This window comes from Acinetobacter sp. FB, assembly GCF_056033405.1.
In genome coordinates, this window is the sequence record NZ_CM148502.1 from 1,220,362 (window position 1) to 1,246,964 (window position 26,603).

The following is a 26,603-nucleotide window of genomic DNA, read 5'->3' on the forward strand; positions in this document are numbered from 1 at the left end:
ATGCAGAGAAAATTTATTTTCTGCATCAATTCTGAATATCTCTAATCTTAAATAAAAAAATTAATTTGGTTTATGTGCTTTAGACAACACGGCCAAACATACAAAAATCAATGCCATACCAACCCAACCAATCGGTGCCAGTTGCTCGCCTACCAATAAGACCGCAAATAAAGCGGCAACCAGTGGTTCAAATAAGGTTAGTGTGGTCGCGGTACTGGCTGAAATAGTCTTTAAAGCGTAACCAAATAGCAGATAGCCAAGGAACATTGGAATCAGCATCATATAACCCACTACATACAGATTCATAGGTTCATCAAAAAGATTTGAACCAGTAAAAAACAGTGTTGGTAATAAGATTAAAGCACCGAAGCCAAAAATTAATCCCATTGAAGCCTTTGAATCGACACCCCGATCAATCATTTTTTTAGCAGCCCAAGAATATAAAGAATAGGTCAGTGCCGCGATCAGTCCGAGAATAATGCCAATAGTTTTTTGGTCTGTAGTCATTATTTGTGTCGCACCTTGAGCGTGAGACTCTCCTAGAGATAACAGCAATACTCCTACAACACCAAAAACAAAACTAATAAACCATTTTCCTGAGAGTGCTTTTTTATCAAAGAATTTTTCTAGCAATGCAGTGAATAAAGGCGCTGAACCAATTGAAACGACAGTCCCAATCGTGATTCCCGCCATACGCATTGATGAATAAAAGGCGAGAGGATAGATCGCTACAGAGATCATGCCTATCAAAAGTAAAGGATAATAAGAGCCAATTTGAGGTAAATGACTGCGGATATTTCTATGGGCTAATAAAGCTTGTAATAAGCCACTGCCACCCATTGCGATTGCGCCAATCGCTAAAGGACTTAGATTTGGCGCGTAAGAGGCAGCAGTACCTGTCGTTCCCCATAAAATAGAGGCAATTAAAACGGCGATAAAGCCAGAATGAGTACTGAAATTAAAAGATGAACTACTCAATTTGAAATCTCGCGTTCTAATAAATTTTGAACCATTTGTTTTGCCGCAAATACTTTCTCACTGGAACTTTCTAAACCTGCACGGGCAATCGAGCCTTCTAATATGAAAGAAATAAGTAGCGCAAATTGTTGGACTTTTTGCGGCTCTTTGAATAATTGTGATAAATGCCCAGCCACAATATTTTCGATTTCATCTTTATGATTTTTAACGGCTAAACGTTCTGGACTATGTGCAGGAAATTCGGCTGCTGCATTCAGTAAACCACAACCACGAAAACCTTTTTCATAGGCAAATTCAGCGTGGTCTTGATAGGCATCAAAAATAGCTAAAATACCATCCATCGGTGTTTTGATCTGAACTTTTCTTTTCTCATATAAGTCTAACCATTCTTGATGGCGAGCTTCGATATAACAGGTAATTAAGTCAGATTTGGTTGGGAAATTATTATACAAAGACATTTTCGCGACTTTCGCTTTGTCTGTAATGCTATTAATGCCTGTGTTAGTAATCCCATCGTTGTAGAACAGGATGGATGCTGCATCTAAGATTTTTTTCTTGGCGGATTTGGTGCTCATAATTTAATATAAATTAGGTATACTGATCTACCTAATATTAAGTGAGGATAGTTTCATTAGCAAGTATGGGTGCTAAAATAGATCACAATTTTTTCAGCTATGAAGTAGAGTGGGAAATTAGAGAGTAAAAAAGCCTTTGAACACAAATCAAAGGCTTATTTTGCTTAATCCAAGACTTTTAATCTTTAAAGGCATTTTGATTTTCGACATCAATATATTCAAGATAACCACGACCTTGAACTTTTTGATTTTGATATTCACCCGTGAAAGTGTATGCACTTGCATAACCGATCCCATGACCATAGCGGTATGGACTGTCGACTTCTGCGATGATTTCTAGCAGTTTCTGATTAGCATCATCCTTCACAGACCATGAAAACAATTGCGGTAAACGCATTTTCTTACCACTTGGGGAAATATAATCATCAACTTGATGTGAAATAATTTTAAATTCCACGTTGGTATACACTTCAGCAGGTTGATCTGTGTGGCGAACATGTAAGCTATATGCCGCTGGTTGACCTAAAATATCGGCTTTGGTTAAAAGTAGTTGAGTGGTTTCTGTTAAATTAATGATTTGATATGTAAAAAAATCGAGTGGGAGTTTATAGGTTTCAGGCAGTAATTTTTTAACAATACCATGTGCACCCGCTGCTCTTGCATATTCATAGTTACATAAGCCTTCCGCAAGCGTTGTTTGTCCTTGGTATTCGAGTTGCCCTTTAAATTTTGACAATAAACTAAAGTGATCATAAATCGGGGTTTTTATAAACCAAGAGACTTGATCGGTAACATTTAAATCAAACTCAAAATTTAAGCCATGATAAGCACCTTTGAGATGAATATTGGGTAAAGTGCCTTCAATCGAAACTTCTTGTCCCAACTCAATTTGCCAACCATTTTCTTGAATATGAGTCTCTTCAGGCATGATATAGGCTTTTAATAGATGTTCATCTAAAGCGGCAGTACTTGAAAAGAAAGTTGCAGTCTTGCGTGGATCACCCAAAGTAATATCATCATGATCAAAAGCCAATGCCCCAGGCGTACCGAGCAAGATCATGATATTCAAATAACGATGTGGCTCAGGTAGCAATGGAAAGAAGATGCCGTAGTGTGTCCATGAATAGAATTTTTCTTCAGTTCTAGGACGAATGATTTCTGGTTCAGAAAAAGGACTCGTTGAATATTTAATCGCTTGGTCTAAGGTGCTTTGTGCGAGTAATAAACTTTTACCTAAAATTTTGCTTGTAAGGGATGAGGGTGGCAATTGTTTTTTCATCTTGTTTCCTACGTTCTTTCCATACTGAAAAGCTAGGTTATGAAAAACAATTGCCTTTGCTAAGCGGAAATAAGGACAAAGCCAAAGCTTTTTAGGACAATCTCCCTAAGCTTTGTTAGACAATTTTTCAAGGTTTTGCGAGCCAATCCAATGTTTAGAGAACTGGTAAGCTGCACGCCCTGAACGCTGCCCACGAGCTTGGCACCATTTCAAACTTTCAGCACGAACAATGTCGTTATATTCCAAATTTGCTTGAACAATATAATGCTCAACAATTTCTAAATACAGTTGTTGATCCATTGGATAGAAGGAAAGCCACAAGCCAAAACGATCAGACAGTGAAATTTTTTCCTCAATCGCTTCCTGCGGATGTAACTCTGTATATTGAGGAACATCCACTTTACGCACAGGTGTATTTTCATGCATAAATTCAGGTAGTAAATGACGGCGGTTACTGGTTGCATAAATAATAAAATTACTTGAACCCGATTGAAGTGAGCCATCCAAGACACTTTTTAAACTACGATAATTTTCATCTTCTGCGTTAAACGCAAGATCGTCACAATAAACAATAAATTTTTCAGGACGATTTTCAATTAATTTTTGGATTTTAGGTAAATCAGAAAGATCATCTCTTTCAATTTCAATTAAACGCAGACCTTGTGCTGAATATTCTGTGAGTAAGGCGCGAACAATGGATGATTTCCCTGTACCGCGTGAACCTGTGAGTAAGACATCATTGGCAGGTAAGCCATTGAGAAACTGTAAAGTATTTTGAATAATCTTGGCTTTTTGGCGTTCAATTCCTTTTAGATCTTCTAAATACATTTTTTTAGGTTGTTGAATTGCAACTAATTGTTGATTTTCCCATCGAAAAGCAATCGCAGAAAAATCTGTTGGCTGCTTAGGAGCAGGGAGAACTTGTTGTAACTGTGTCAAAACACTAGATAAAGATTGAAGAATAGATTCGGGTAAATCAAGGATAGCCATAAACACAAACCAAACTCAGTGATTAATGATTAGGGATACTATCATTGCTATAGCTGAAATGAAGAAAATATCATTAAAAATGTTGCAAACGGTCAATTTTACCCTTGATTGTTGGTGCTGCTTTTTGCATTGTATAAGTGCGAGATGATAAGAATATAATGAAAAATAGGAATGCTAATGTTCAATAGAGCTCAAGAAAAAAGAAATACATATCAATTGCATAGAGTAGATATGTTAAAAGAGAGCTTGCAACATGCGAGTTCTTATGCGGAATGGAAAGAAATTGCACTAAAACTGGACGAAGAAGCGGGGAATGAAGCATGGAAATATGACAATCAATCGCCTTACTTTGATGCAGAAATTTTATCTAAACGATATAACTTATTAAAAAAATATCGAATGCAACATCGAACTTTAGATTTAATTTATGTTCTTCGTGAAGGCTTATCTTATGACTTCGCCAATATTGGTCATCCAATGTTATTTGCACAAACCTATATTGGTACGAAAAGAATTATCGAAAACTATGTTGAAGAAATGAGTGAATGTCTTCGCTATTTAGCTTCTAGTGAATGTATTACTTTTCAACTCAAAGAAAAAATTCAATTTTTTAAAGAATGTCAAAGAGCCTATGGACAACCTGCACTTATGTTTTCTGGTGGTGCGACACTGGGTTTATTTCATACAGGTGTATGTAAGGCTTTGCTCGAACAAGATTTAATGCCTCGAGTCCTGTCTGGTTCAAGTGCCGGGGCGATCATGACTGGAATGTTGGGGGTGTCCTCTGCTGATAAAATTCCAGAACTGCTCAAAGGTGAACATTTTTTTAGTGATGCTTTTAAATTCAGGAAAATTTCAGAGCTAATTCGAGGGCATGGTGGTATTGCTGATGTCATGTATTTGAAAAAATTCCTGATGCAAAATTTGGGTGATGTGACATTTGCAGAAGCCTACCAACAGTCAAAGCGACATATTAATATTGTAATTGCCCCCTATAACACAGCACAAAACCCGCGGATTATGAATGCACTAACTGCGCCGAATGTTTTGGTGTGGAGTGCTGTTTTAGCATCTTGTGCTGTACCTGTATTATTTCCGCCTGTGCACTTAACTAGTAAACGTTATGATGGTCAGCATACACCTTATTTGGCCAATACAAAGTGGGTGGATGGAAGTATGCGTAGTGATTTTCCACAAGAAAAAATGGCTCGTTTGTATAATATAAATTACACCATTGCCAGCCAAGTAAATCCGCATATCGTGCCATTTATGCAAAGTGATACAGAACGGTTTCGTCGCGATGTTTTAAATTGGCCTGAACGACTTATTCGACATCAAGGCAAAGCAATTGCAATGGAAGTCATGGATTTAACACGTAATTATATGGGCGGTTTTTTCCCCATTCGCCGTGTTTTAGATCATGGATATGGCATTTTAGGGCAGCGTTATTACGGCGATGTAAATATCATTGCGCGCTATGGTTTAAGACATTATAGCTATATGCTTAAAAATCCACGTCCGAAACTCTTTAAGGTTTTGCAGCAAGAGGGAGAGCGAGCGACATGGCCGAAGATTTCATCTATTGAAATTCATGCGCGGATTGGCAAAACGATTGAGCATTGTTTAACATCACTACGTAAGCAGCAAGAAAAGCAACAGAATGAGTTTTACTACGTTGATCTTTGATTCAAATATTCAACTGGATAATTTGAGTCTAAGTACTAAACCTGAAAGCTATGCTTTTGGTCGGCGTTTATATAGTTGCCAGATTGATCAACAACAATATTGGCTTAAATTTCATTTAATCAATAGCCATGATGTTTTAGAGCAAGCGTTTGAGCGAGAATTAAGTTTCTATCAACAAAACTCTCAAATTAGACAGAATTTTTTATTGCCCCATCAAATTATACCACTTTGCCATATTAAAAATGACGATGACTTTCCACAGCGTGGAGTAGGGTTGCTTAGTGTTGCTACAAATGTATTTTTTAGTCATATTCAGGCAACGGATAGCATTCAAGTTATCCACTATAAAATTTTAACTGCGCTGCAAGCGATTGAAAGTATGCATCAATTAGGTTGGGTTCATGGCGATTTTAAAGCAGAGCATTTTCGATTATATGAAAACTCATGCAGGCTCATTGATTTTGAACAAAGTTATCAATTACAGCCAATCCAAAATTTAACCGCAACTCCTCATTATATGGCACCTGAGCTTTTTCATGGGAAGCCAAAAACCGTACAAACTGATTTATATGCTTTTGGCATCATTGTTTATGAGTGGTTATCCCAAAGCAAATTAACTGCAAAAAACTACCATGAATGGGCCGTCCTACATTGCCAGAAATTGGAAATTGAATTACCTGATGAATTGCGGTGTTTTTTGCCTTTATTAACAGGCTTATTGCAGAAACATGTAAAACAGCGATTTAGCTCAGCGATAGAGGTAAAAAATTGTTTAAATGCGATTGATTTGCTGTAAAAATAAACATAAATGTTTGATTTGAATATTATATGTGCATTTGGTAGAGTTTTTTGTCAGAAAGACTTGTCATAGCGAATGTTTCTCACTAATATGCATACCCATCGGGGGCGTGGCGAAATTGGTAGACGCACTGGATTTAGGTTCCAGCGCCGCAAGGTGTAAGAGTTCGAGTCTCTTCGCCCCCACCAAATTTAAAAAGCAAGAGTTTCTTGCTTTTTTTATGATTAAATCAGAAATGAGTTAATCATGCTGTTATAGAGGATTGGTGTAATGGTAGCATGACGGTCTCCAAAACCGTTCGTCAAGGTTCGAGTCCTTGATCCTCTGCCAAATATCAAAAGGAACTTTAAATAAGTTCCTTTTTTTATTTCAATAATTTTTTCATTTGTATATGAAAAAAGCATTAGCTTTCAGATGCATAGTTTTTTTATAAAAAAGGCTTGTCAGCAAGAAAGTTTATCACTAATATACACATCCATCGGGGGCGTGGCGAAATTGGTAGACGCACTGGATTTAGGTTCCAGCGCCGCAAGGTGTAAGAGTTCGAGTCTCTTCGCCCCCACCAAATTTAAAAGTAAGTTTCTTACTTTTATGATTAAATCAGAAATGAATTGATCATGTAGTTATAGAGGATTGGTGTAATGGTAGCATGACGGTCTCCAAAACCGTTCGTCAAGGTTCGAGTCCTTGATCCTCTGCCAGATAAATAAAAAAGCCCTTGTATTTACAAGGGCTTTTTTATTTTCTCAATTTAATGCTTGAGTGAAAATATAGAAATATTTGCTCAAAGCATACATAGCCTGTTTTAGCTTATATAAAAAAGACTAGGGAACACATAGGTTTCCTAGTCTTAAGTTGGTGGTTTTATATATTGATTGATTATGGTGTTGCTAATGCAGTTGCCAAGAGTGGTAAATTTTGCCCTGTAGCAGCAGCTAAAATAAAGTTTTGACTAGCTGTGGTAATCGTCCATTTTTGATTATTTCCACTGCCACAACCGTATGTGATTAAAGTACCACGACCATCTGCGGCTGGCGCACCGCCACCACTCAAATCAAGGCAAGTATTACCTTGACGGAATTGCTGTGTTGAGCCTGTTAAAGGTGTTTCCCAAATCTGATTGCTTACGCTGTTATTACAGCTGGCAAGGGTTGCACCTGATAAACAAAGTTCAGGATATTGTACGCTATGGATTTTACCTACAGCATCATAGACCCATAAACTAGCATTATCACCTGTACAGCCATTTTTGCCACTCATGTATACACTTGGTTTTCCTGTGCTACTTGAGATTTCTGTCTTGAGGCACGCTGAATTCATGTTTGGCATAACAAACATAGTGGCGCCAGCCAATGGATTACTATTGGAAAGACCAAGTTGAGCAACAAAGCTTTTTAAAGCAGTATGAGCAGCAGTCACATTCGCTGTTAAGTCACTACGATATACATTGACCCAGCGGTTTAAGCGATATAGCTGTTCTTGTTGGTTGCTGTAGCGTTCTAGTTCTTGCTGCGCAGTTGTTGAAAGTTCATTTTTAAAATTCTTATAAGAATCATAAAGAATTTTATTATTTGGAGATAAATTAGCGACGAGCTTGCCTTGATTGCTAAGTAAAGCTTGTTCTAATTGTGGAAGTTCAACTTTGCGTAAAGCTTTATAACCTTGTTCTTTACCAATCGTTACAGCAGCGGGTAGAGGTTGGGCATAACTTGGAATAACAATCGATGAAAGTTTATTGGCTTGTTCATTGGCGCGTTTACAGTATAAATCAACGCTTAGTGGTGCATCGCTTTGAGCCAAGTTAATGTGCAATTTATTTGCATTTCCATTCATTCGATTTGGTGCGAGCGCAATGTTTTCCTCAGCTTTTAATGCATATTTGACATTAATCCAACAGCTTGCATTTGCAAGACTTGGTTGTGCTTGAGGGAGTGAGAAAACATTCCCCCAATTACCACGTGCTGCAGGATAAAGCAGACCAATTTGGTTGACAGGGTCATAGCCACCTAAAATGGTAAAAACGGGTACACCAAATTGAGTGGGTTTTAAATAATTGCCATCTGGGCGGTTGTACCAAACTTGACTTGAGTTTGGGACTTTAGGTTGAGTGACATCCATTTGGCGAGTTGTCGCGTTCCAACGCTTATATCCTGTTGGAGAGTTGGAGTCCCAAACTGCACGATCAAATGCAGGTTGAATTTTTTGCTGCGTGCTGTAACCCGTGTAATGGGTAAAACGGGAAAGGGAGCTAGAGTAATTACCTCCTGCCATAGCATCAGTGCCGTAAGTATAGGCATTTTGGAAAATTGGTGTGCCACCTAAGCGATTTTCTAGATTTGTATTATTCCAGTTTAAATTGCCTCGCATACGGTTGCGATAAGCAATATAACCCCATCCACTGTCAGGATGATGAGCTGACCAAAAGTAGTTTTCACCATTTTGTCCGGGATAATGCCCTAAACCATAGTGATGCCCAATTTCATGACTGAATTCATTACCCACAGAATCGATCAGCGTTAAGATACCATTACCACCACTTAAGCCATGGTTGACATCACCATTTTGGTATTTACCCCAAGCATGGTGAATGACTGCACTTTGAGTCAGTTGAGGTTGCTCTTGGCTTGACATTGATGCACTGGTTACACCCCAGTTTGCAAGGTTGATTCCTGTACTAAACGTTGATTTAGCAGTATTTTCTCGCATGTCACCGCTGTAGACATCACCTGTTGTGGCGCTTTTGTCATTATAAATGACACCACTTGCAACCATGACTTGATTCAGTTGCATGTCATCATACTTTGTGACGATCATTTTTGCCGCAGGAATCGTTTCAAAATAATCAGTACCCGCTTTTTCAGGCTCGTTCAGCATATAGTGACCGCTTGATTGTCGAGGTGCGGTGAGCATGCCTAAACGAATGCTTTGAACTACTAATTCACCCGGCGCTCCAAAATCAATCGATTGTGCATCGAGTCGCCCATTTTTAAGACTAACAGGATCTACAATACGAATATTTAAACCCGGTTTGACTTCATCCCAGTTAAGAGCTGCTGTCCATGTGCGTTTAGAGTATTGAACTCTTGGACGAGCATCACCGTTAGACTGATCTGAGGCGGGGATTTGAGTGGGCTCTTGTAATGCAACACGACGTATTAAACGACTATTTAAATAGATTTCTGCATTCAGTTGTTGCACCTCACCCATGTCGGTATTTGGGGTGACTAAAAGAAGAGCATCTTTTTCACTGGTAAGACGAGGCATACTTTTCGCCTCGTTACCATTCGGGTCTACGGTATGGTTTTGTGCAAATTGGATCATTGCTGAAAAGCTACCGACAAGATCATTACGTAAAGGTCGCGTATTACCCTGTAAGTCGTAATCGTAGAATCCCAATGTATTTGAATCAAAAACATCTTTACTTGGCTCAGGATAAGCGCCTGATGTCGTAAGTGCTTTTGCTTGACCATTTGTCGCCGAATCCGTTTTATTATTATCAGTTGTTTCTTGAGAGTTTCCTCCACAACCAGATAATAATAAGAGTGAAATACATAAGCTTAATGTGCTTATTGAGGGTTTTGTCACATTTTTCATATTTTAATTAACCAAGTTAATAAAGTGTTAAATAGGGATTAATTTTTAAATAATATAACTTATATTTAATTGATGAGTATATATATTCGATATAAAGTACATATATTATTTTCGTGATATTGTTCTTGTTTTTTTAACCAAATGTTAATGTTGCTTTGTAAATTTTTAATATGGATGTGGTGTTCTCAAAATATAAGATGATGTTATTAAATGACATTTTTTGACACATTTTGGCAAAAATTATAATTATTAATGGTTTGTTAAGCTTGTTTTATTGAGCTTTAAATTAATTTATTAATTATCTTTAGTCTTAATTAAAAATGCAGTGGGTTTTAAATTAAATATAATTAATGTATCTTTGTGATTATTTTATGTATCTCCTTTATTATTTAAAATTCATATTTTAAATAATGTGTTTAATTGCCTTTATTATATTAAAAATGATAGAGGGGACACATAATTTTTATATTTTGAGTCCATTTTTTAAATGGAAGTTTTAAGTTTGGCGCTGATATTAATTTTGGGGTGGCGTAGAAATGAATAAAGTTTATAGAACTGTATGGAATAAAAACTTAGCTTGTTGGCAGGTGACTTCGGAATTAACACGAAGTCATTCGCGAGGCGGTCAGAGCTCAACGGTGACAGGGCATGTTAAAGAGACAAAAACTTGGTTTCGGACCCTACGTTTATCCTTATTAAGTTTAGCACTGCTTCCGATCTCACTTTGGGCGGGAGTATCTGATGTACAACTGCCAACAGGTGGTAATGTCACAGTTGGCTCGGCACAAGTGAGTCAAAATAATAATACGTTAAATGTTCATCAAAATAGTCAAAACGTAGGTATCCAATGGGATAGTTTTAACATTGGGCAAAATGCGACAGTCAATTTTTATCAGCCGAATACATCTTCGATTGCAGTAAATCGTGTTTTGGATAGTAATGCCAGTCAAATTATGGGGAAACTAAATGCCAACGGGCAAGTTTTTTTATTAAATCCGAATGGTGTGATTTTCTCTAAAACGGCACAAGTGAATGTCGGTGGGATTGTGGCATCAACATTGAATGTCACAGATAGTGATATTATCAGTGGGAAATTTAAGCTTCAAAATCAGGGAAATGCTACCAGTATTGAGAACTATGGCTCGGTTATTGCCAATGGTGGTGTCGTTGCATTTATTGCACCAACCGTCATCAATGAAGGGCAGATTCAGGCTCATAATGGTGTGATCCATTTAACCGCAGCAGACCAAGTCACCTTAAAATTACAAGATGGTCAACTGACTGAATACAAAGTTGAAATTGGTACTTTACAAGGTCTGATTGATAACCGTGGCGCGATTCTTGCCAATAACGGTGCAATTTATTTAACTGCAAAAGCCAAAGATAGCTTAAGCAAAGCCGTGGTGAATCATAGCGGTATTATTGAAGCCAATCGTTTGAGTCAAAATGCCAAAGGTGAAATTGTCTTGCTTGCGGATATGCAACAAGGCACAACCAATGTCAGTGGTGTTTTAAAATCAGAAGGTCGCAATGGTCAGGCGGGCGGTTTCATTGAAACCAGTGCAGCGCAGGTGAAAATTGCCGATAGCACACACGTTTCGACTTTATCTGATGGCGGTAAAACAGGAACGTGGCTGATTGACCCAACTGATTTTAGTATCAATGCCGGCTCGGCTGCTCAAACGGGTAGTGGTATTGGCGCAACGACATTACAAAATAATTTGAACAGTACCTCCGTCATTTTAGAAACACAAAATGCTGGATCAGAAAAGGGTGATATTAATGTTAATGCAGCAGTTACATGGAATAAAGACACTACACTGACGCTAAAAGCACATAATGATATTAATGTGAATGCCAGTATTACGGTACAAAACCAAGATGGTAAAGTGGTGTTGTTATATGGGCAAAATGGCAAGGAGAGTGCCAACTATTATATTAAAAATGGCGCTAAGATAAATTTAAAAGCAGGGCAAAATTTTAGTACGCAAAAAGGTATGGATGTCAGCAAACGTATTGATTATAAGGTTGTGACTGATTTACAGGCTTTACAAAATATCAATAGTGCGCTGGCAGGTAATTACGTACTTGGAACAGATATTGATGCCACGGTGACCAAAGACTGGGGTGTTGGAGCTGAAAAAGGCTTTAATCCACTCGGTAATGAATTTGATTATTTTACAGGACGTTTTGATGGCTTAGGACATACAGTGAGTCATCTCACGATCAATCGACCTTATAGTTATGATGTGGGATTGTTTGGACATATTGATGGGGCTGTCATTCGTAACGTCGGTTTGGTCGGCGGTTCAGTGATTGGTGACAGTTTTGTTGGCGGTTTGGTCGGGCAAAGCACACATCAGAGTGTGGTTGAGAATGTATTTAATACAGGATCAGTTCAAGGTTATGGAACTGTTGGTGGGCTAGTCGGAGGAAACTTTGATGGCAGTACTATTAAAAATGCTTATGCGACGGGGCATGTCACTGGCACGCAAAACTCAACTTATATTGGTGGTTTAGTTGGTGGTAATGATGGTGCAGTTATCGAAAATGTCTATGCCTCTGGAAATGTGAAGGGTACTGATATTGTTGGTGGTCTAGTTGGAGATAATAATCATGGCGGCACAATCAATAATGCCTATGCAACTGGAACTGTCACTGGTGAGCAAAATGTTGGTGGTTTAGTTGGAAATAACTATTATGATGCCGAGATCAAAAATGCTTATGCGACTGGAGCAGTCACAGGTAATGATCGGGTCGGTGGTTTAGTAGGGGAAAACCTTGCTGCAAAGATTGAAAATACCTATGCACTTGGAAAAGTGACAGGCGCGACAGCCATAGGTGGTTTACTCGGTAAAAATGTTCAAGGTGTTGTAACTAATAGTTATTGGGATAAAAATAAAACAGGACTAGATAGCAGTTCAGGCAGTGCGAATACCAGTGGTTTGACCAGTGATGAAATGTTCAATGCCAATAAATTTGTTGGCTTTGATTTTGATAAAATTTGGGCAAATGCTGATAATCAAACCACGCCGTATTTTAAAGATCATATTGGTCCAAACCAAGTCGTTAACAAACAAGATCAATTGGGCGGTTACTACAGCGTTATCCAAAACCTAAATCAACTACAAAATATAAATCAAAATCTTGCAGGTAATTACTTACTGGGTAATGACATTGATGCCAAAAACTCACAGTTTTGGGGTGATGCAAATGGTATAGGTTTTAATCCACTTGGTGATAGTAGTCACGCTTTTACAGGTAAATTAGATGGTTTAGGTCATCAAATTTCAGATTTATATATTTATAGAGAAACCACGGATAACGTTGGGTTATTTGGCTATATTCAGAACGCAAATCTTAAAAACTTTGGTGTCGTGAATAGCAATATCAAAGGTCAAAACCATGTGGGTGCGGTTGTTGGAAATAGTACACAGAATTCACAACTTTATAGCATTTATAGTACTGGATCGGTTATAGGTATGGGTGATGCTGTTGGTGGATTGGTGGGGCAGCAACAAGATGGTTCAAAAATAGAAAGTGCATACTCAACTAGTCAAGTGACAGGTCAGAACCATGTTGGTGGTCTGGTCGGTACTAATCAAAATGCAATTATTAAAGATACCTATGCAACTGGTGTTGTGAATGGATTGAGCAATGTTGCTGGCTTAGTGGGAAGTAACCAAAACCAAGCAACGATCCAAAATGCCTATGCCACTGGACGTGTTACGGGGAATAGTCTGGTTGGTGGTTTAGTTGGAAATAATAACAATGCAACCGTGAGTAATGGTCACTGGAATAAAGAGACTACGCTACAAAATGACAGCGCAGGGAGTAGTGCAAGTTTTGGTTTGACTAATGCTGAAATGAAAGATGCATCTAAATTTACTTTCCTTGACGCAGATAGCAAATTAGGAGGGAAACAGACGGCATGGCGTATTTATGACGGTTTGAGCGTACCTTTACTGCGCAGTTTTTTGACGACTAAGGATTTATCTGTTACGGATAAGACCACAACCTATACAGGCAAAGAACAACATTTTGCTGATGTTTGGGGATTAGATAGCAGCAAATATACTGCCAATGGTCAAACTAGTGGAACGGATGCGGGTCTTTATAAAGCGATTTATTATAGTGATAACCAACATGGCTATGATTTCATTGGGAATGAAGGCACTTTAACTATTAATAAAGCCAAAGTTACCGTTACTGGAAATAGTGATTCAACAACCTATAATGGTAAAACCCAATCAATTAACAATCCACATTATACGGTTGATGGATTGGTGAATGGGGAAACTGAGTCCTTACTTGGAAATATCGCGATAACAGGTGCTTCGGGTAAAGATGCAGGAACTTATACCAATAAAGTGACAGGCGAAAATAGCAGTACCAAAAACTATGACATCGCTTATGTTGACGGCAAGTTTGTTATTAATAAAAAGAAAGCAACGGTTTACGCACTGGATGAAACACGTGAATATAATGGTTTTAACCAACAAATTAATAGTTTCCGTGCTGATGGTTTAGTTGATGGAGAAACTGAATCTGTTCTGGCAGTAAATGCTGTTGCAACACGTAAAGATGCCGGAAATTATGTGCATGCTGTTGCTTATAGTAATGCCGCAAAAGGCGATAAAAACTATGATCTTACTTTTGTAAATGGCACATATACCATTACTAAAGCCACTGCCACAATTAAAGGAAATAGCTTAGCAACGACCTATAATGGTCAGGTACAAAATGTTGCTGGATTTACGATTTCTGGCTTGAAAGGCAATGATGCAAATAATCAAGCAAATATCTTTAGTAGCGTTACTGCTTCTGGTGCGAGCGATCGAAATGCAGGTAGTTATACCAACACTGTAGCTGGAGCGGCATCAACTACGAACTATAATATTGTATATGAAAATGGTTCACTTGATATTGCAAAGAAACAGATCACAGGTAGCATCACCGCTCAGGACAAAGTTTATGACGGTACGACCAATGCAATTGTGAATGGCAGCTTGAACGGCTTAATTACAGGTGACCAAGTCAACCTGAATGCTCAAGGACAATTTGCCGATAAAAATGCAGGCTCAAACAAGAATGTAAATGTATCAGGAAATTTAACAGGTACGGATGCAGGCAACTACGATCTTGTAGCGAATACATCAGCACAAGCCAACGTCAGTAAAAAGCAAATCACAGGCTTATTAACGGCTCAAGACAAAGTCTATGATGGTACAACTAATGCAATTGTAAATGGTAGTTTGAATGGTTTGATCACCGGTGACCAAGTCAACCTGAATGCGCAAGGACAATTTGCTGATAAAAATGCAGGTTCAAACAAGAATGTAAATGTATCAGGCAATTTAAGTGGTACAGATTCAGGCAACTACGATCTTGCTGCGAATAGTCAGACTCAAGCGAATATCAGTAAGAAACAAATCACAGGCGTATTAACAGCCCAAGACAAAGTTTACGACGGTACAACCAGTGCGATTGTGAATGGTAGCTTAAACGCAGGTGGTGTGATCGCTGGCGATCAAGTCAGTGTGGGTACAACAGGGCAATTTGTCGATAAGAACGCAGGTCAGAACAAAGTTGTCACTGCTTCAAGCAGCTTAGTCGGATTAGATGCAGGCAATTATGAACTCACCACCAATGGACAAGTGACGGCTAACATCAGCAAGAAACAAATTACAGGCAGCATCACCGCTCAAGACAAAGTTTACGATGGCACAACCAATGCAATCGTCAATGGCAGCTTGAATGGTTTGATCACCGGTGATCAAGTCAACCTAAATGCGCAAGGACAATTTGCCGATAAAAATGCAGGTTCAAACAAGAATGTAAATGTATCAGGCAATTTAAGTGGTACAGATTCAGGCAACTACGATCTTGCTGCGAATAGTCAGACTCAAGCGAATATCAGTAAGAAACAAATCACAGGCGTATTAACAGCTCAAGACAAAGTGTATGACGGTACAACCAGTGCAATTGTGAATGGTAGTTTGAATGGTTTGATTACGGGTGACCAAGTTAACCTAAATGCCCAAGGACAGTTTGCTGATAAAAATGCAGGCTCAAACAAGAATGTAAATGTATCAGCTAATTTAAGTGGTACAGATGCAGGCAACTATAGCTTACAAGCGAATAGTCAGACTCAAGCGAATATCAGTAAGAAACAAATCACAGGCGTATTAACAGCTCAGGATAAAGTTTACGATGGCACAACCAATGCAATTGTAAACGGTAGCTTGAATGCAAGTGATGTGATCACAGGCGATCAAGTCAGCGTGGGTACAACAGGACAGTTTGTAGATAAGAACGCAGGTCAGAACAAAGTTGTTACGGCTTCAAGTAGCTTGGTTGGATTAGATGCAGGCAATTATGAACTCACCACCAATGGACAAGTGACGGCTAACATCAGCAAGAAACAAATTACAGGCAGCATCACCGCTCAAGACAAAGTTTACGATGGTACAACCAATGCAATCGTCAATGGCAGCTTGAATGGTTTGATTACAGGTGACCAAGTCAATCTGAATGCTCAAGGACAATTTGCCGATAAAAATGCAGGCTCAAACAAGAATGTAAATGTATCAGGAAATTTAACAGGTACGGATGCAGGCAACTACGATCTTGTAGCGAATACATCAGCACAAGCCAACGTCAGTAAAAAGCAAATCACAGGCTTATTAACGGCTCAAGACAAAGTCTATGATGGTACAACTAATGCAATTGTAAATGGTAGTTTGAATGGTTTGATCACCGGTGACCAAGTCAACCTGAATGCGCAAGGACAATTTGCTGATAAAAATGCAGGTTCAAACAAGAATGTAAATGTATCAGGCAATTTAAGTGGTACAGATTCAGGCAACTACGATCTTGCTGCGAATAGTCAGACTCAAGCGAATATCAGTAAGAAACAAATCACAGGCGTATTAACAGCCCAAGACAAAGTTTACGACGGTACAACCAGTGCGATTGTGAATGGTAGCTTAAACGCAGGTGGTGTGATCGCTGGCGATCAAGTCAGTGTGGGTACAACAGGGCAGTTTGTAGATAAGAACGCAGGTCAGAACAAAGTTGTTACGGCTTCAAGTAGCTTGGTTGGATTAGATGCAGGCAATTATGAACTCACCACCAATGGACAAGTGACGGCTAACATCAGCAAGAAACAAATTACAGGCAGCATCACCGCTCAAGACAAAGTTTACGATGGTACAACCAATGCAATCGTCAATGGCAGCTTGAATGGTTTGATCACAGGTGACCAAGTTAATCTGAATGCCCAAGGACAGTTTGCGGATAAAAATGCAGGTTCAAACAAGAATGTAAATGTATCAGGCACTCTAAGTGGTACAGATGCAGGCAACTATAGCTTACAAGCCAATAGTCAGACTCAAGCGAATATCAGTAAGAAACAAATCACAGGCGTATTAACAGCCCAAGACAAAGTTTACGACGGTACAACCAGTGCGATTGTGAATGGTAGCTTAAACGCAGGTGGTGTGATCGCTGGCGATCAAGTCAGTGTGGGTACAACAGGGCAATTTGTCGATAAGAACGCAGGTCAGAACAAAGTTGTCACTGCTTCAAGTAGCTTAGTCGGATTAGATGCAGGCAACTATGAACTCACCACCAATGGACAAGTGACGGCTAACATCAGCAAGAAACAAATTACAGGCAGCATCACCGCTCAAGACAAAGTTTACGATGGCACAACCAATGCAATCGTCAATGGCAGCTTGAATGGTTTGATCACCGGTGATCAAGTCAACCTAAATGCGCAAGGACAATTTGCCGATAAAAATGCAGGTTCAAACAAGAATGTAAATGTATCAGGAAATTTAACAGGTACGGATGCAGGCAACTACGATCTTGTAGCGAATACATCAGCACAAGCCAACGTCAGTAAAAAGCAAATCACAGGCTTATTAACGGCTCAAGACAAAGTCTATGATGGTACAACTAATGCAATTGTAAATGGTAGTTTGAATGGTTTGATCACCGGTGACCAAGTCAACCTGAATGCCCAAGGGCAATTTGTAGATAAGAACGCAGGTCAAAATAAAGTTGTCACGGCTTCAAGTAGCTTGGTTGGATTAGATGCAGGCAACTATGAACTCACCACCAATGGGCAAGTGACTGCCAACATCAGCAAGAAACAAATTACAGGTGTATTAACCGCTCAAGACAAAGTTTACGATGGCACAACCAGTGCAATCGTCAATGGCAGCTTGAATGGTTTGATCACCGGTGATCAAGTCAACCTAAATGCGCAAGGACAATTTGCCGATAAAAATGCAGGTTCAAACAAGAATGTAAATGTATCAGGCAATTTAAGTGGTATAGATTCAGGCAACTACGATCTTGCTGCGAATAGTCAGACTCAAGCGAATATCAGTAAGAAACAAATCACAGGCGTATTAACAGCCCAAGACAAAGTCTATGACGGTACAACTAATGCGATCGTCCAAGGTAGCTTGAATGGGTTGATTACAGGTGACCAAGTCAACCTGAATGCGCAAGGACAATTTGCCGATAAAAATGCAGGTTCAAACAAGAATGTAAATGTATCAGGCAATTTAACGGGTACAGATGCAGCCAACTATAGCTTACAAGCGAATAGTCAGACTCAAGCCAATATCAGCAAGAAGCAAATTACAGGCAGCATCACCGCTCAGGATAAAGTTTACGACGGTACAACCAGTGCGATTGTGAATGGTAGCTTAAATGCAAGTGATGTGATTACAGGCGATCAAGTCAGCGTGGGTACAACAGGACAATTTGTAGATAAGAACGCAGGTCAGAACAAAGTTGTCACGGCTTCAAGTAGCTTGGTTGGATTAGATGCAGGCAACTATGAACTCACCACCAATGGGCAAGTGACTGCAAACATCAGTAAGAAACAAATCACAGGCGTATTAACAGCCCAAGACAAAGTTTACGATGGTACAACCAGTGCGATTGTAAATGGTAGTTTGAATGCAGGTGGTGTGATCGCAGGCGATCAAGTCAGTGTGGGTACAACAGGGCAATTTGTAGATAAGAACGCAGGTCAAAATAAAGTTGTTACGGCTTCAAGTAGCTTGGTTGGATTAGATGCAGGTAACTATGAACTCACCACCAATGGACAAGTGACTGCCAACATCAGTAAGAAACAAATTACAGGTGTATTAACAGCTCAAGACAAAGTCTATGACGGTACAACCAGTGCGATTGTGAATGGTAGCTTGAATGGTTTAATCACAGGTGACCAAGTTAATCTGAATGCGCAAGGACAATTTGCTGATAAAAATGCAGGTTCAAATAAGAATGTAAATGTATCAGGCAACTTAACGGGTACAGATGCAGCCAACTATAGCTTACAAGCAAATAGTCAGACTCAAGCAAGTATTGCAAAAGCCAAAGCACAAGTCATTGGTAATAGTTTAACGACGATTTATAACGGTCAGCAACAACATGTCACTGGTTTCACTGCTCAAGGCTTAGTGAACGGGGAACGTGCTGAAGTTTTAACAAATGTAACGGCGACAGGTGCAAGTGCTACTTCAACTGGGAGCTATCAGAATCAGGTCAGTGGTCATGATCAGAACTATGATCTGACATTTACTGCTGGAATGTTGAAAATTGAAGCGCCATTGGTTGATCCAAAACCACCTATCGTACCTGAAAAACCGAGCCAACCTAATCTCTCAATTTGGCAAGATTTATTAGGTAATCCATATCAGCGAGCGATTCATTTTGCTCCACAAGCACATAAACCAAAACAGTCGGATAACATCGAAATAGAAATTATTGGTGATGGCATCAACATGGACGGTATTCACACATTAACGGGGAATTTTTAATTATGTTATATCCGAAGACAACATTATTAATGAGTATGCTTTCACTGAGTAGCTTTTCAGTTTTTGCAGATAATGTGCCAAATGCTGGACTACTTCTTCAACAGCAAACCATACAGCAATATCAACCTCAAGCTGAGGTGAATATTGAGCAGCCTGCGCAAATGCAAATCGCGCAAGCAGATGCTCAACAGCAAGTTAAAGTTGAACAGATTGTAATTACAGGAAACCAAAGCATTAGCACAGCAGATTTACATGCTTTGGTTGCTGATGCTGAAACTAAGATGTTGACACTTGCTGATTTACAGCAATTAACGAAACGGATTACGACTTATTATCAACAGCAGGGTTATCCCTATAGTCGGGCGTATTTACCTGTACAAAGTTTGAAAAATGGTGTGGTTAAGATTGCGATTTTGGAGGCAAAATATGATCGTATCATTATCAATAATCAAACCAAAACATCTCCACACTTAATACAAGCTATTTTGCAGCCGTTACAGTCAGGCAATATTATTGATTCGGCGACCTTGCAGCAGCAGCTTAAATTGTTAAATCGTATAGATGGGATTCAAACACGTAATATCATTAGCGCAGGGCGTTATGCTGGAACCAGTGATTTAACAATTGATATTCAGCCAACATCATCACTGACAGGCTATGTTGGTTTGGATAATTATGGCAATGAATATACCCATGAAGTACGTTTAAATGCTGGCGTTGCAGTCAATAATGCTTTGGGTTTGGGTGATCGCTTGACTGTGGATGGTATGACATCGGGCAATCTAAACTTTGGTCGATTGGGGTATGAAGCAACAATTAATGGTATCGGGACACGTTTAGGTGCGAGTTATTCAGATTTAGCCTATGAATTAGGTAAAGAATATAAAGCTTTAGATGCAACAGGCACAGCACAACAAATCAGTGTATGGTTGAATCAACCAATATTATTGAATAATCGTAGTGAAGTGATTTTGGGTGTGCAATACGATCATAAACGCCTGAAAGATGATATTAACGTCGCAGAAATTTATCGGGACCGGAATATTGATGTTGGGCGTATTCGTTTAGATGCTTCGCAATATGATGATTTTGCAGGTGGTGGTTTAACTCAACTTGGCGTTGCAACAGATATTGGACGAGTTAATTTTAAAAATGCGATGGCAGAACTTGGTGATCAAGCAACAGCAAAAACACAAGGTGAATTTGTTAGTGCTTTTATGAATGTCTCTCGATTGCAAAATTTAAATGGTTCAAAAACCCAAATCTATGCAGCTCTACAAGCACAATATAGCCCTGACAATTTAGATAGTGCTCAGCAATTTAGTGTTGGTGGTGCATCGAATATTGCAGGATATAAGAATAGCGCATTAAGTGGTTCAACTGGATATTACATTTTGTCTGAACTTAGACAGAGTTTATATGCTTCTGCACAAAATCAACTTGCAGCGAAGATCTATGTCGATACAGCAACGGTTAAACACCAAGCAAGAGAGTGGAGTGGTTTAACAGGCAAAAATATAGAACAGATTAGTAGTGCAGGTTTTGGACTAAACTGGTCAAATGCGATGCAATGGCAAGCAGCATTAACTGTTGGGTTCCCGATAGGCTCACAACCTGATAGCGTTGATAAGCGTAATGATGTCGAAGCTTGGCTTAATTTAAGTAAACGTTTTTAAATAAAAATCGGGTGGTGATCAGTTAAAATCGTTGGGATTTTGATGATTTTAACTAGAAAAATTAAGAAATAAAAAAAGCAAAGCCGAGGCTTTGCTTTTTTATCACTAAATTATCAGCTTAGATTTTGCTGATCAAATCATTGATTTGTTTTGCTTGTTCAGCAGCATTACCTGTATATGTAGCAGGTGTCAGCTCTGCTAAACGAGCACGTTCATCGGCTGGAACTTGAAGAAGTTCATCACCATTAACGAAGTTCACCATCATCTCACGCGTCATTGCTTGACCACGAGTCAATGCTTTTAATTTTTCGTATGGCTTTTCAACGTTATAACGACGCATAACGGTTTGGATTGGCTCTGCAAGAACTTCTTGTGCTTGGTCTAAATCGTCATTTAAACGGTTCGCGTTCAACTCAAGTTTAGCAATACCTTTTAAGCAAGCATCAAAAGCAATCAAGCTTTGTGCAAAACCAACACCCATGTTACGAAGAACAGTTGAGTCAGTTAAGTCACGCTGCCAGCGAGAAACAGGAAGTTTTTCACCAAGATGACCCAATACGGCATTTGCGATACCTAAGTTACCTTCAGAATTTTCGAAGTCAATTGGGTTTACTTTATGAGGCATGGTTGATGAACCAACTTCACCGTCTTTTAGTTTTTGCTTGAAGTAACCAAGTGAGATATAGCCCCAAACATCACGGTTAAAATCAATCAAGATCGTGTTGTAACGACGTAATGCATCGAACAATTCAGCCATATAATCGTGTGGCTCAATTTGTGTGGTGTATGGGTTAAATGCTAAACCTAAAGATTCTACAAATGCTTGAGCATGTGCAGCCCAGTCAATTTCTGGGTAAGCAGAAAGGTGAGCATTATAGTTACCTACAGCACCATTGATTTTGCCAAGTAATTCGACATTTTCAAATTGCTTGATTTGGCGCGCTAAACGATAAGCAACGTTTGCCATCTCTTTACCCAACGTAGTAGGGCTTGCAGTTTGACCATGTGTACGAGACAACATTGGTTGTTCAGCATGTGTGATTGCTAAGGCCGAAATCGCATTGAGGATTTGTTTCATACTTGAAACTAAAACTTCACGACCATTTTTAAGCATTAATGCATGAGATAAGTTGTTGATGTCTTCAGAGGTACATGCAAAGTGAATAAATTCGCCTGCATTTTGTAGCTCATCAATGTTCGCAATTTTTTCTTTAAGGAAATATTCTACTGCTTTTACATCGTGGTTCGTCGTTCGTTCGATTTCTTTAATACGATTCGCATCTTCTTCAGAAAAATTGGTTACGATTGCATCCAATGCTGTATTTGTTTCAGCAGAAAAAGCAGGAACTTCAATAATTTCTGCACGATTTGCAAGTGCTTGTAACCAACGCACTTCAACCGTAACACGAGCGTGGATTAAACCAAACTCAGACAAAAAAGGGCGTAACGCATCGCATTTGCTTGCATAACGTCCATCAAGTGGTGAGAGTGCGGTTAAAGCATTCATACAGATTCCTTAATTTTGGAATAAACATAAAAATAAATTCGTCTTAGCATCGGTTTATACCACCTGATACTGTAAACGAGCGAGAGCTTGAATATCTTGTAATAACTTACGTTTAGTAAAAATCATACTCCAAGAGCTACCACCGAGCTGCTTCCATAAATGTGCAAGTTGTAAGCCAGTAAATAAGCATGCACGAATACGGTTGGTATGATTGATGTCTTTAAATGCTTCAGCATTACCGCGAACTAAAATACGAGGATTGATTTGCCCTGCTGTTTCCACATAAGTTTGTGCAAGGTTGGCAATAATACTTGGGTGCAAATAATTGTTATCGAAAAATGAAAGCTGTTTTAATATTTTTTGCTGAGCTGCTTCGATAATTTTGACGTATTCAGGATTGCTATACACTTTCTTTTCTAATTGCAATAAAGCCATTGCATAAGACATGGGGAGTTTAGCAGTCGACATTTTAGGAATACGAGATTTAGGAGCAGTATTAAAAGGTTGGGTTATACAACCTTCTAATGTTTTTAAACCAAGAGAGATATCTGCAAGTTGATTAAAAAAATCTAAAGTTTGAGTGGCATTATTGGTGGCTGGGCGAATATTAAGACTGGCTTTAATCAGTAGTTCAAAATAAAAATTACCGCTATCGCCAATACTTTGCTGACCCGCCATTGCAGTCATATGCGTGAGCTGAGTTGCTTGAAACACAGCAGCCAATGCCAAAGCACGATTTTGTCGAACATTCAACGCTTGGGCGTGCTGAAAGGGTAACTCCACCATGCTTCGCTTCCAATTTCCTTAAATAAAATCTGGTTCAGGTGCATTGGTATGGTGAATCACACCACCACCTAAGCACACTTCTCCGGAGTAGAACACCACGCTTTGTCCAGGAGTTACAGCTCTTTGTGGTTCATCAAACTCAACTCGAATACCATTTTCGGTTTGCTCATCACGATAAATTGTACACGCTTGATCAGGCTGGCGATAACGGGTTTTTGCCGTGCATCGGAATCCTGTACTTGGGATGTCCTGTTCACCTGCGACCCAATCAATCGACTCACTCCAAAGCTGTGTGCTTTGCATGAGTGGGTGCTCATGTCCTTGACCGATCACTAAGCGATTATTGGCAATATCTTTATGGAGTACGAACCATGCACCTTCTTGTACACCTTTCATACCACCGATACCAATACCACCGCGTTGACCGAGCGTATAGTACATCAAGCCATGATGTTCACCAACTTCTTTACCTGACTCTAAAACAATTTTTCCAGCTTGTGCAGGTAAATATTGTTTTAAGAAATCGGTGAAACGACGTTCACCAATAAAGCAGATACCCGTCGAGTCTTTTTTCTTGGCAGTTGCCAGATCTAACTCTTCTGCAATGCGACGAACTTCGGGTTTCTCAATTTCGCCCACAGGGAATAGGGTCTTGTTAATTTCACGACCATGTACCGCATGTAAGAAATAGGTTTGATCTTTATTATTATCGACACCACGGAGCAATGGGGCATAAGTCTCGCCGCGTGAGTTTTGTGTGCTTGCACCACGACGTGCATAGTGACCTGTGGCAATAAAGTCTGCACCTAAAGTCATCGCATGATCGAGGAAGGCACGGAATTTAATTTCTTTATTACACAAAATATCTGGGTTTGGTGTGCGACCTGCAGCATATTCAGCCAAGAAGTGTTCAAACACACGATCCCAATATTCCATGGCAAAGTTTGCAGTGTGCAGCTTGATACCAATTTTATCTGCAACGGCTTGCGCATCAGCTAAGTCTTCAAGTGCTGTGCAGTATTCCGTACCATCATCTTCTTCCCAGTTTTTCATGAAAAGACCTTCAACTTGATATCCTTGTTGAAGTAATAATGCGGCAGAAACGGAGGAGTCTACACCACCAGACATACCGACGATGACACGTTGTTGCATCTAATTAAGCGTCCAAATGAGAAGTTAATGAGGGAGAGAAAGGGTGCTCATAAATGAGCGATAAGGGATATTTTTTGCCAGCAAGGGCATCTTCAATTACTCTTAAAACCAATGGGCTACGCGCACGTGCTGATTCTTTTAGCTCATCTAAGTTCATCCATACTGTACCAACAATACCTGTATCCAGTTGAGCATTTTTTTCAACTGAGGTGACATGTGCTAAAAAGCAAAAACGGTAATAGGTACGATCTGGAAACATCGGTGGAGTATAGGTATAAATCCCAAGCAGATGATCAATTTCAACATGATGACCTGTTTCTTCTAAGGTCTCACGAATCGCTGCTTGAATAATGGTCTCATCGCATTCTACATGACCAGCAGGTTGATTAAACACGGTATGTACAAAGCCTTCGCTGTGTTCTTCAACAAACAGAAAACGTCCGTCTTTTTCGACAACAGTGGCGACTGTGACATGAGGTGTCCAAGCGGTCATAGAAAGCACCATGATTTTAAAAAACGTATTCTACAAAATTTGTGAGTTTTTGGCTATGATAAGATTGCTAGGCATAGAGTTCTTCTTATATATCTTCATCGTCATCAATATTTAGTTTTGTCCATGAGTCACCGATGGAATCTCTTTCAGCAGCTTGACCGTAATCGAGATCAAAAATCTCATTTAGGCTTGGGTCTCTTAATACCATTTGTTCTAAAGCAACTATGCGGATATCATCGGGTTCTTGGTCTCCTGTTAAAAATTGCCAATCACCATCAGTATCATGAACGACTCTTAAAATTGGTCGATTATGGTCTAGCCATTGTCGCGTAGTAAAAATACCTAAATTTTTAGCTTCTCTAAACTTAAAATCAGCATTTCGATCTAAGAGTGGTTGATCATAAATAAATTTTTCCTCAAATCCATCTTCCCAAGGAAATTTATCATTACGGTCAGTCCAAACTAATTGTAAAGCCGAGAAGTTATCGTGTTGATAATAATTTAAAGCAACATAAAAGTAATCTTTAATATTTTTAGGATTTACAGGTAAAAACTGTGCACGGCTTTCTTTAAAGATTTTGTCGTAATACTCTTGATGGGGCACAATCCTGTCACCATTTTTGATTAGATCAGCCACATCATTGATAATTACATGAGCCAAGTTGGTTGGCAATCCGAAACAAATAATCTCGGGATGTTGGTGGCTCTCATATAGACCAACACTATAACTAAAAGAAGGCGAGTAGTCTGTCGAGCTAATTCCCATTACTTGCAATCCATATTTTTTAATATTGATTTTAGTTGTATCCATTAATTCATCTGAAGGGGGACAATCGTGTGTATGATCAGTATTCATTAAAGTTCTCTAAAATTTATACTTCTTGATGGAATGGAATTTAACACAGTTAATGAATGTTATTTTCTAAACAGTATTTCTTCCATTTATTTTTAAAATCTTCTATAGCCTTTTCAGCTTCTTTTTCATCTGTATAAATAGGAGAGTTCTTCACCTCATCAACTATTCGGTTAAATATCTCGCCTTCTTCTTTAAATAATTGAGCGTAAATTCCTTTCGCTTTTTCGACATCAGATCCCATCTGGTGGAATGTCATTAATGTATCAGCTGCATATTCTATACCTGCACATTTTTCTAATTCTGTAGCATGAGTAGATGTCATTAACAAAACTGTGAATAATCCTATGAATATTTTTCTCATAAAAAACCATAATACAAAAAGAAGAA

Annotated in this window: 15 protein-coding genes and 4 tRNA genes; 8 read left to right on the forward strand and 11 right to left on the reverse strand. The window is 39.0% G+C overall.

Translation table 11 applies throughout. The features are described 5' to 3' along the window. Positions 1–60: 60 nt before the first annotated feature. From AC0JIQ_RS05695 to AC0JIQ_RS05710, 4 genes are all read right to left on the reverse strand, one after another. Positions 61–978 carry a DMT family transporter gene (locus AC0JIQ_RS05695; protein WP_474202899.1) on the reverse strand — a complete coding sequence of 306 codons (918 nt, stop codon included), beginning with the start codon at positions 976–978 and terminating at the stop codon, positions 61–63. Beyond that, positions 975–1,553, reverse strand: a complete 579-nt coding sequence (locus tag AC0JIQ_RS05700; RefSeq protein ID WP_474202900.1) for a TetR/AcrR family transcriptional regulator — start codon at positions 1,551–1,553, stop codon at positions 975–977. Before AC0JIQ_RS05700 ends, AC0JIQ_RS05695 begins: the two co-directional genes overlap by 4 nt. Before the next feature lie 178 nt (positions 1,554–1,731). Next, positions 1,732–2,832, reverse strand: coding sequence for a DUF6670 family protein (locus AC0JIQ_RS05705; RefSeq protein WP_474202901.1), 1,101 nt, complete (start codon positions 2,830–2,832; stop codon positions 1,732–1,734). A gap of 105 nt (positions 2,833–2,937) precedes the next feature. Then, complete coding sequence (locus AC0JIQ_RS05710; protein ID WP_474202902.1) at positions 2,938–3,822, reverse strand: ATP-binding protein; 885 nt, start codon at positions 3,820–3,822, stop codon at positions 2,938–2,940. A gap of 177 nt (positions 3,823–3,999) precedes the next feature. Between AC0JIQ_RS05710 and AC0JIQ_RS05715 the strand changes: the two genes are divergently transcribed. From AC0JIQ_RS05715 to AC0JIQ_RS05740, 6 genes are all read left to right on the forward strand, one after another. Continuing rightward, a complete protein-coding gene (locus AC0JIQ_RS05715) occupies positions 4,000–5,508 on the forward strand; it encodes a DUF3336 domain-containing protein (protein WP_474202903.1) in 1,509 nt (502 codons plus the stop codon). Continuing rightward, on the forward strand, positions 5,483–6,304 hold the full coding sequence (locus AC0JIQ_RS05720) for a protein kinase domain-containing protein (protein ID WP_474202904.1): 822 nt from the start codon (positions 5,483–5,485) through the stop codon (positions 6,302–6,304). The genes AC0JIQ_RS05715 and AC0JIQ_RS05720 overlap by 26 nt, the downstream gene beginning before the upstream one ends. A 106-nt stretch (positions 6,305–6,410) precedes the next feature. Next, positions 6,411–6,495 (forward strand) — tRNA-Leu (locus AC0JIQ_RS05725). 68 nt (positions 6,496–6,563) lie between these two features. After that, positions 6,564–6,637: transfer RNA gene (locus AC0JIQ_RS05730), tRNA-Trp, on the forward strand. 150 nt (positions 6,638–6,787) lie between these two features. Further along, positions 6,788–6,872 (forward strand) — tRNA-Leu (locus AC0JIQ_RS05735). Positions 6,873–6,934: 62 nt separating this feature from the next. Next, a tRNA-Trp gene (locus tag AC0JIQ_RS05740) sits at positions 6,935–7,008 on the forward strand. A 178-nt stretch (positions 7,009–7,186) separates the two neighbouring features. Here AC0JIQ_RS05740 and AC0JIQ_RS05745 read toward each other — a convergent pair. Then, a complete protein-coding gene (locus tag AC0JIQ_RS05745; protein ID WP_474202905.1) occupies positions 7,187–9,901 on the reverse strand; it encodes a M66 family metalloprotease in 2,715 nt (904 codons plus the stop codon). Between the two features lie 536 nt (positions 9,902–10,437). Here AC0JIQ_RS05745 and AC0JIQ_RS05750 point away from each other — a divergent pair. Continuing rightward, the gene (locus AC0JIQ_RS05750; protein WP_474202906.1) at positions 10,438–19,746 is read left to right on the forward strand and encodes a YDG domain-containing protein; all 9,309 of its coding nucleotides are present in this window, start codon (positions 10,438–10,440) and stop codon (positions 19,744–19,746) included. Between the two features lie 2 nt (positions 19,747–19,748). Further along, positions 19,749–21,422: a ShlB/FhaC/HecB family hemolysin secretion/activation protein gene (locus tag AC0JIQ_RS05755; protein ID WP_474202907.1), complete on the forward strand. Its 1,674-nt coding sequence runs from the start codon at positions 19,749–19,751 to the stop codon at positions 21,420–21,422. A gap of 118 nt (positions 21,423–21,540) precedes the next feature. Here AC0JIQ_RS05755 and purB read toward each other — a convergent pair whose 3' ends face one another. From purB to AC0JIQ_RS05785, 6 genes are all read right to left on the reverse strand, one after another. Continuing rightward, positions 21,541–22,929: an adenylosuccinate lyase gene (purB, locus tag AC0JIQ_RS05760; RefSeq protein ID WP_474202908.1), complete on the reverse strand. Its 1,389-nt coding sequence runs from the start codon at positions 22,927–22,929 to the stop codon at positions 21,541–21,543. Between the two features lie 54 nt (positions 22,930–22,983). Further along, positions 22,984–23,715, reverse strand: a complete 732-nt coding sequence (hflD, locus tag AC0JIQ_RS05765) for a high frequency lysogenization protein HflD (protein WP_005217064.1) — start codon at positions 23,713–23,715, stop codon at positions 22,984–22,986. An 18-nt stretch (positions 23,716–23,733) separates the two neighbouring features. After that, positions 23,734–24,867, reverse strand: a complete 1,134-nt coding sequence (mnmA, locus tag AC0JIQ_RS05770) for a tRNA 2-thiouridine(34) synthase MnmA (RefSeq protein ID WP_474202909.1) — start codon at positions 24,865–24,867, stop codon at positions 23,734–23,736. A 4-nt stretch (positions 24,868–24,871) separates the two neighbouring features. Then, positions 24,872–25,360 carry an NUDIX hydrolase gene (locus AC0JIQ_RS05775; RefSeq protein ID WP_474202910.1) on the reverse strand — a complete coding sequence of 163 codons (489 nt, stop codon included), beginning with the start codon at positions 25,358–25,360 and terminating at the stop codon, positions 24,872–24,874. 85 nt (positions 25,361–25,445) lie between these two features. After that, positions 25,446–26,216, reverse strand: coding sequence for a DUF4262 domain-containing protein (locus AC0JIQ_RS05780; protein WP_474202911.1), 771 nt, complete (start codon positions 26,214–26,216; stop codon positions 25,446–25,448). 49 nt (positions 26,217–26,265) lie between these two features. Further along, complete coding sequence (locus AC0JIQ_RS05785) at positions 26,266–26,577, reverse strand: 3-hydroxybutyryl-CoA dehydrogenase (protein ID WP_474202912.1); 312 nt, start codon at positions 26,575–26,577, stop codon at positions 26,266–26,268. Between the last annotated feature and the right edge of the window lie 26 nt (positions 26,578–26,603).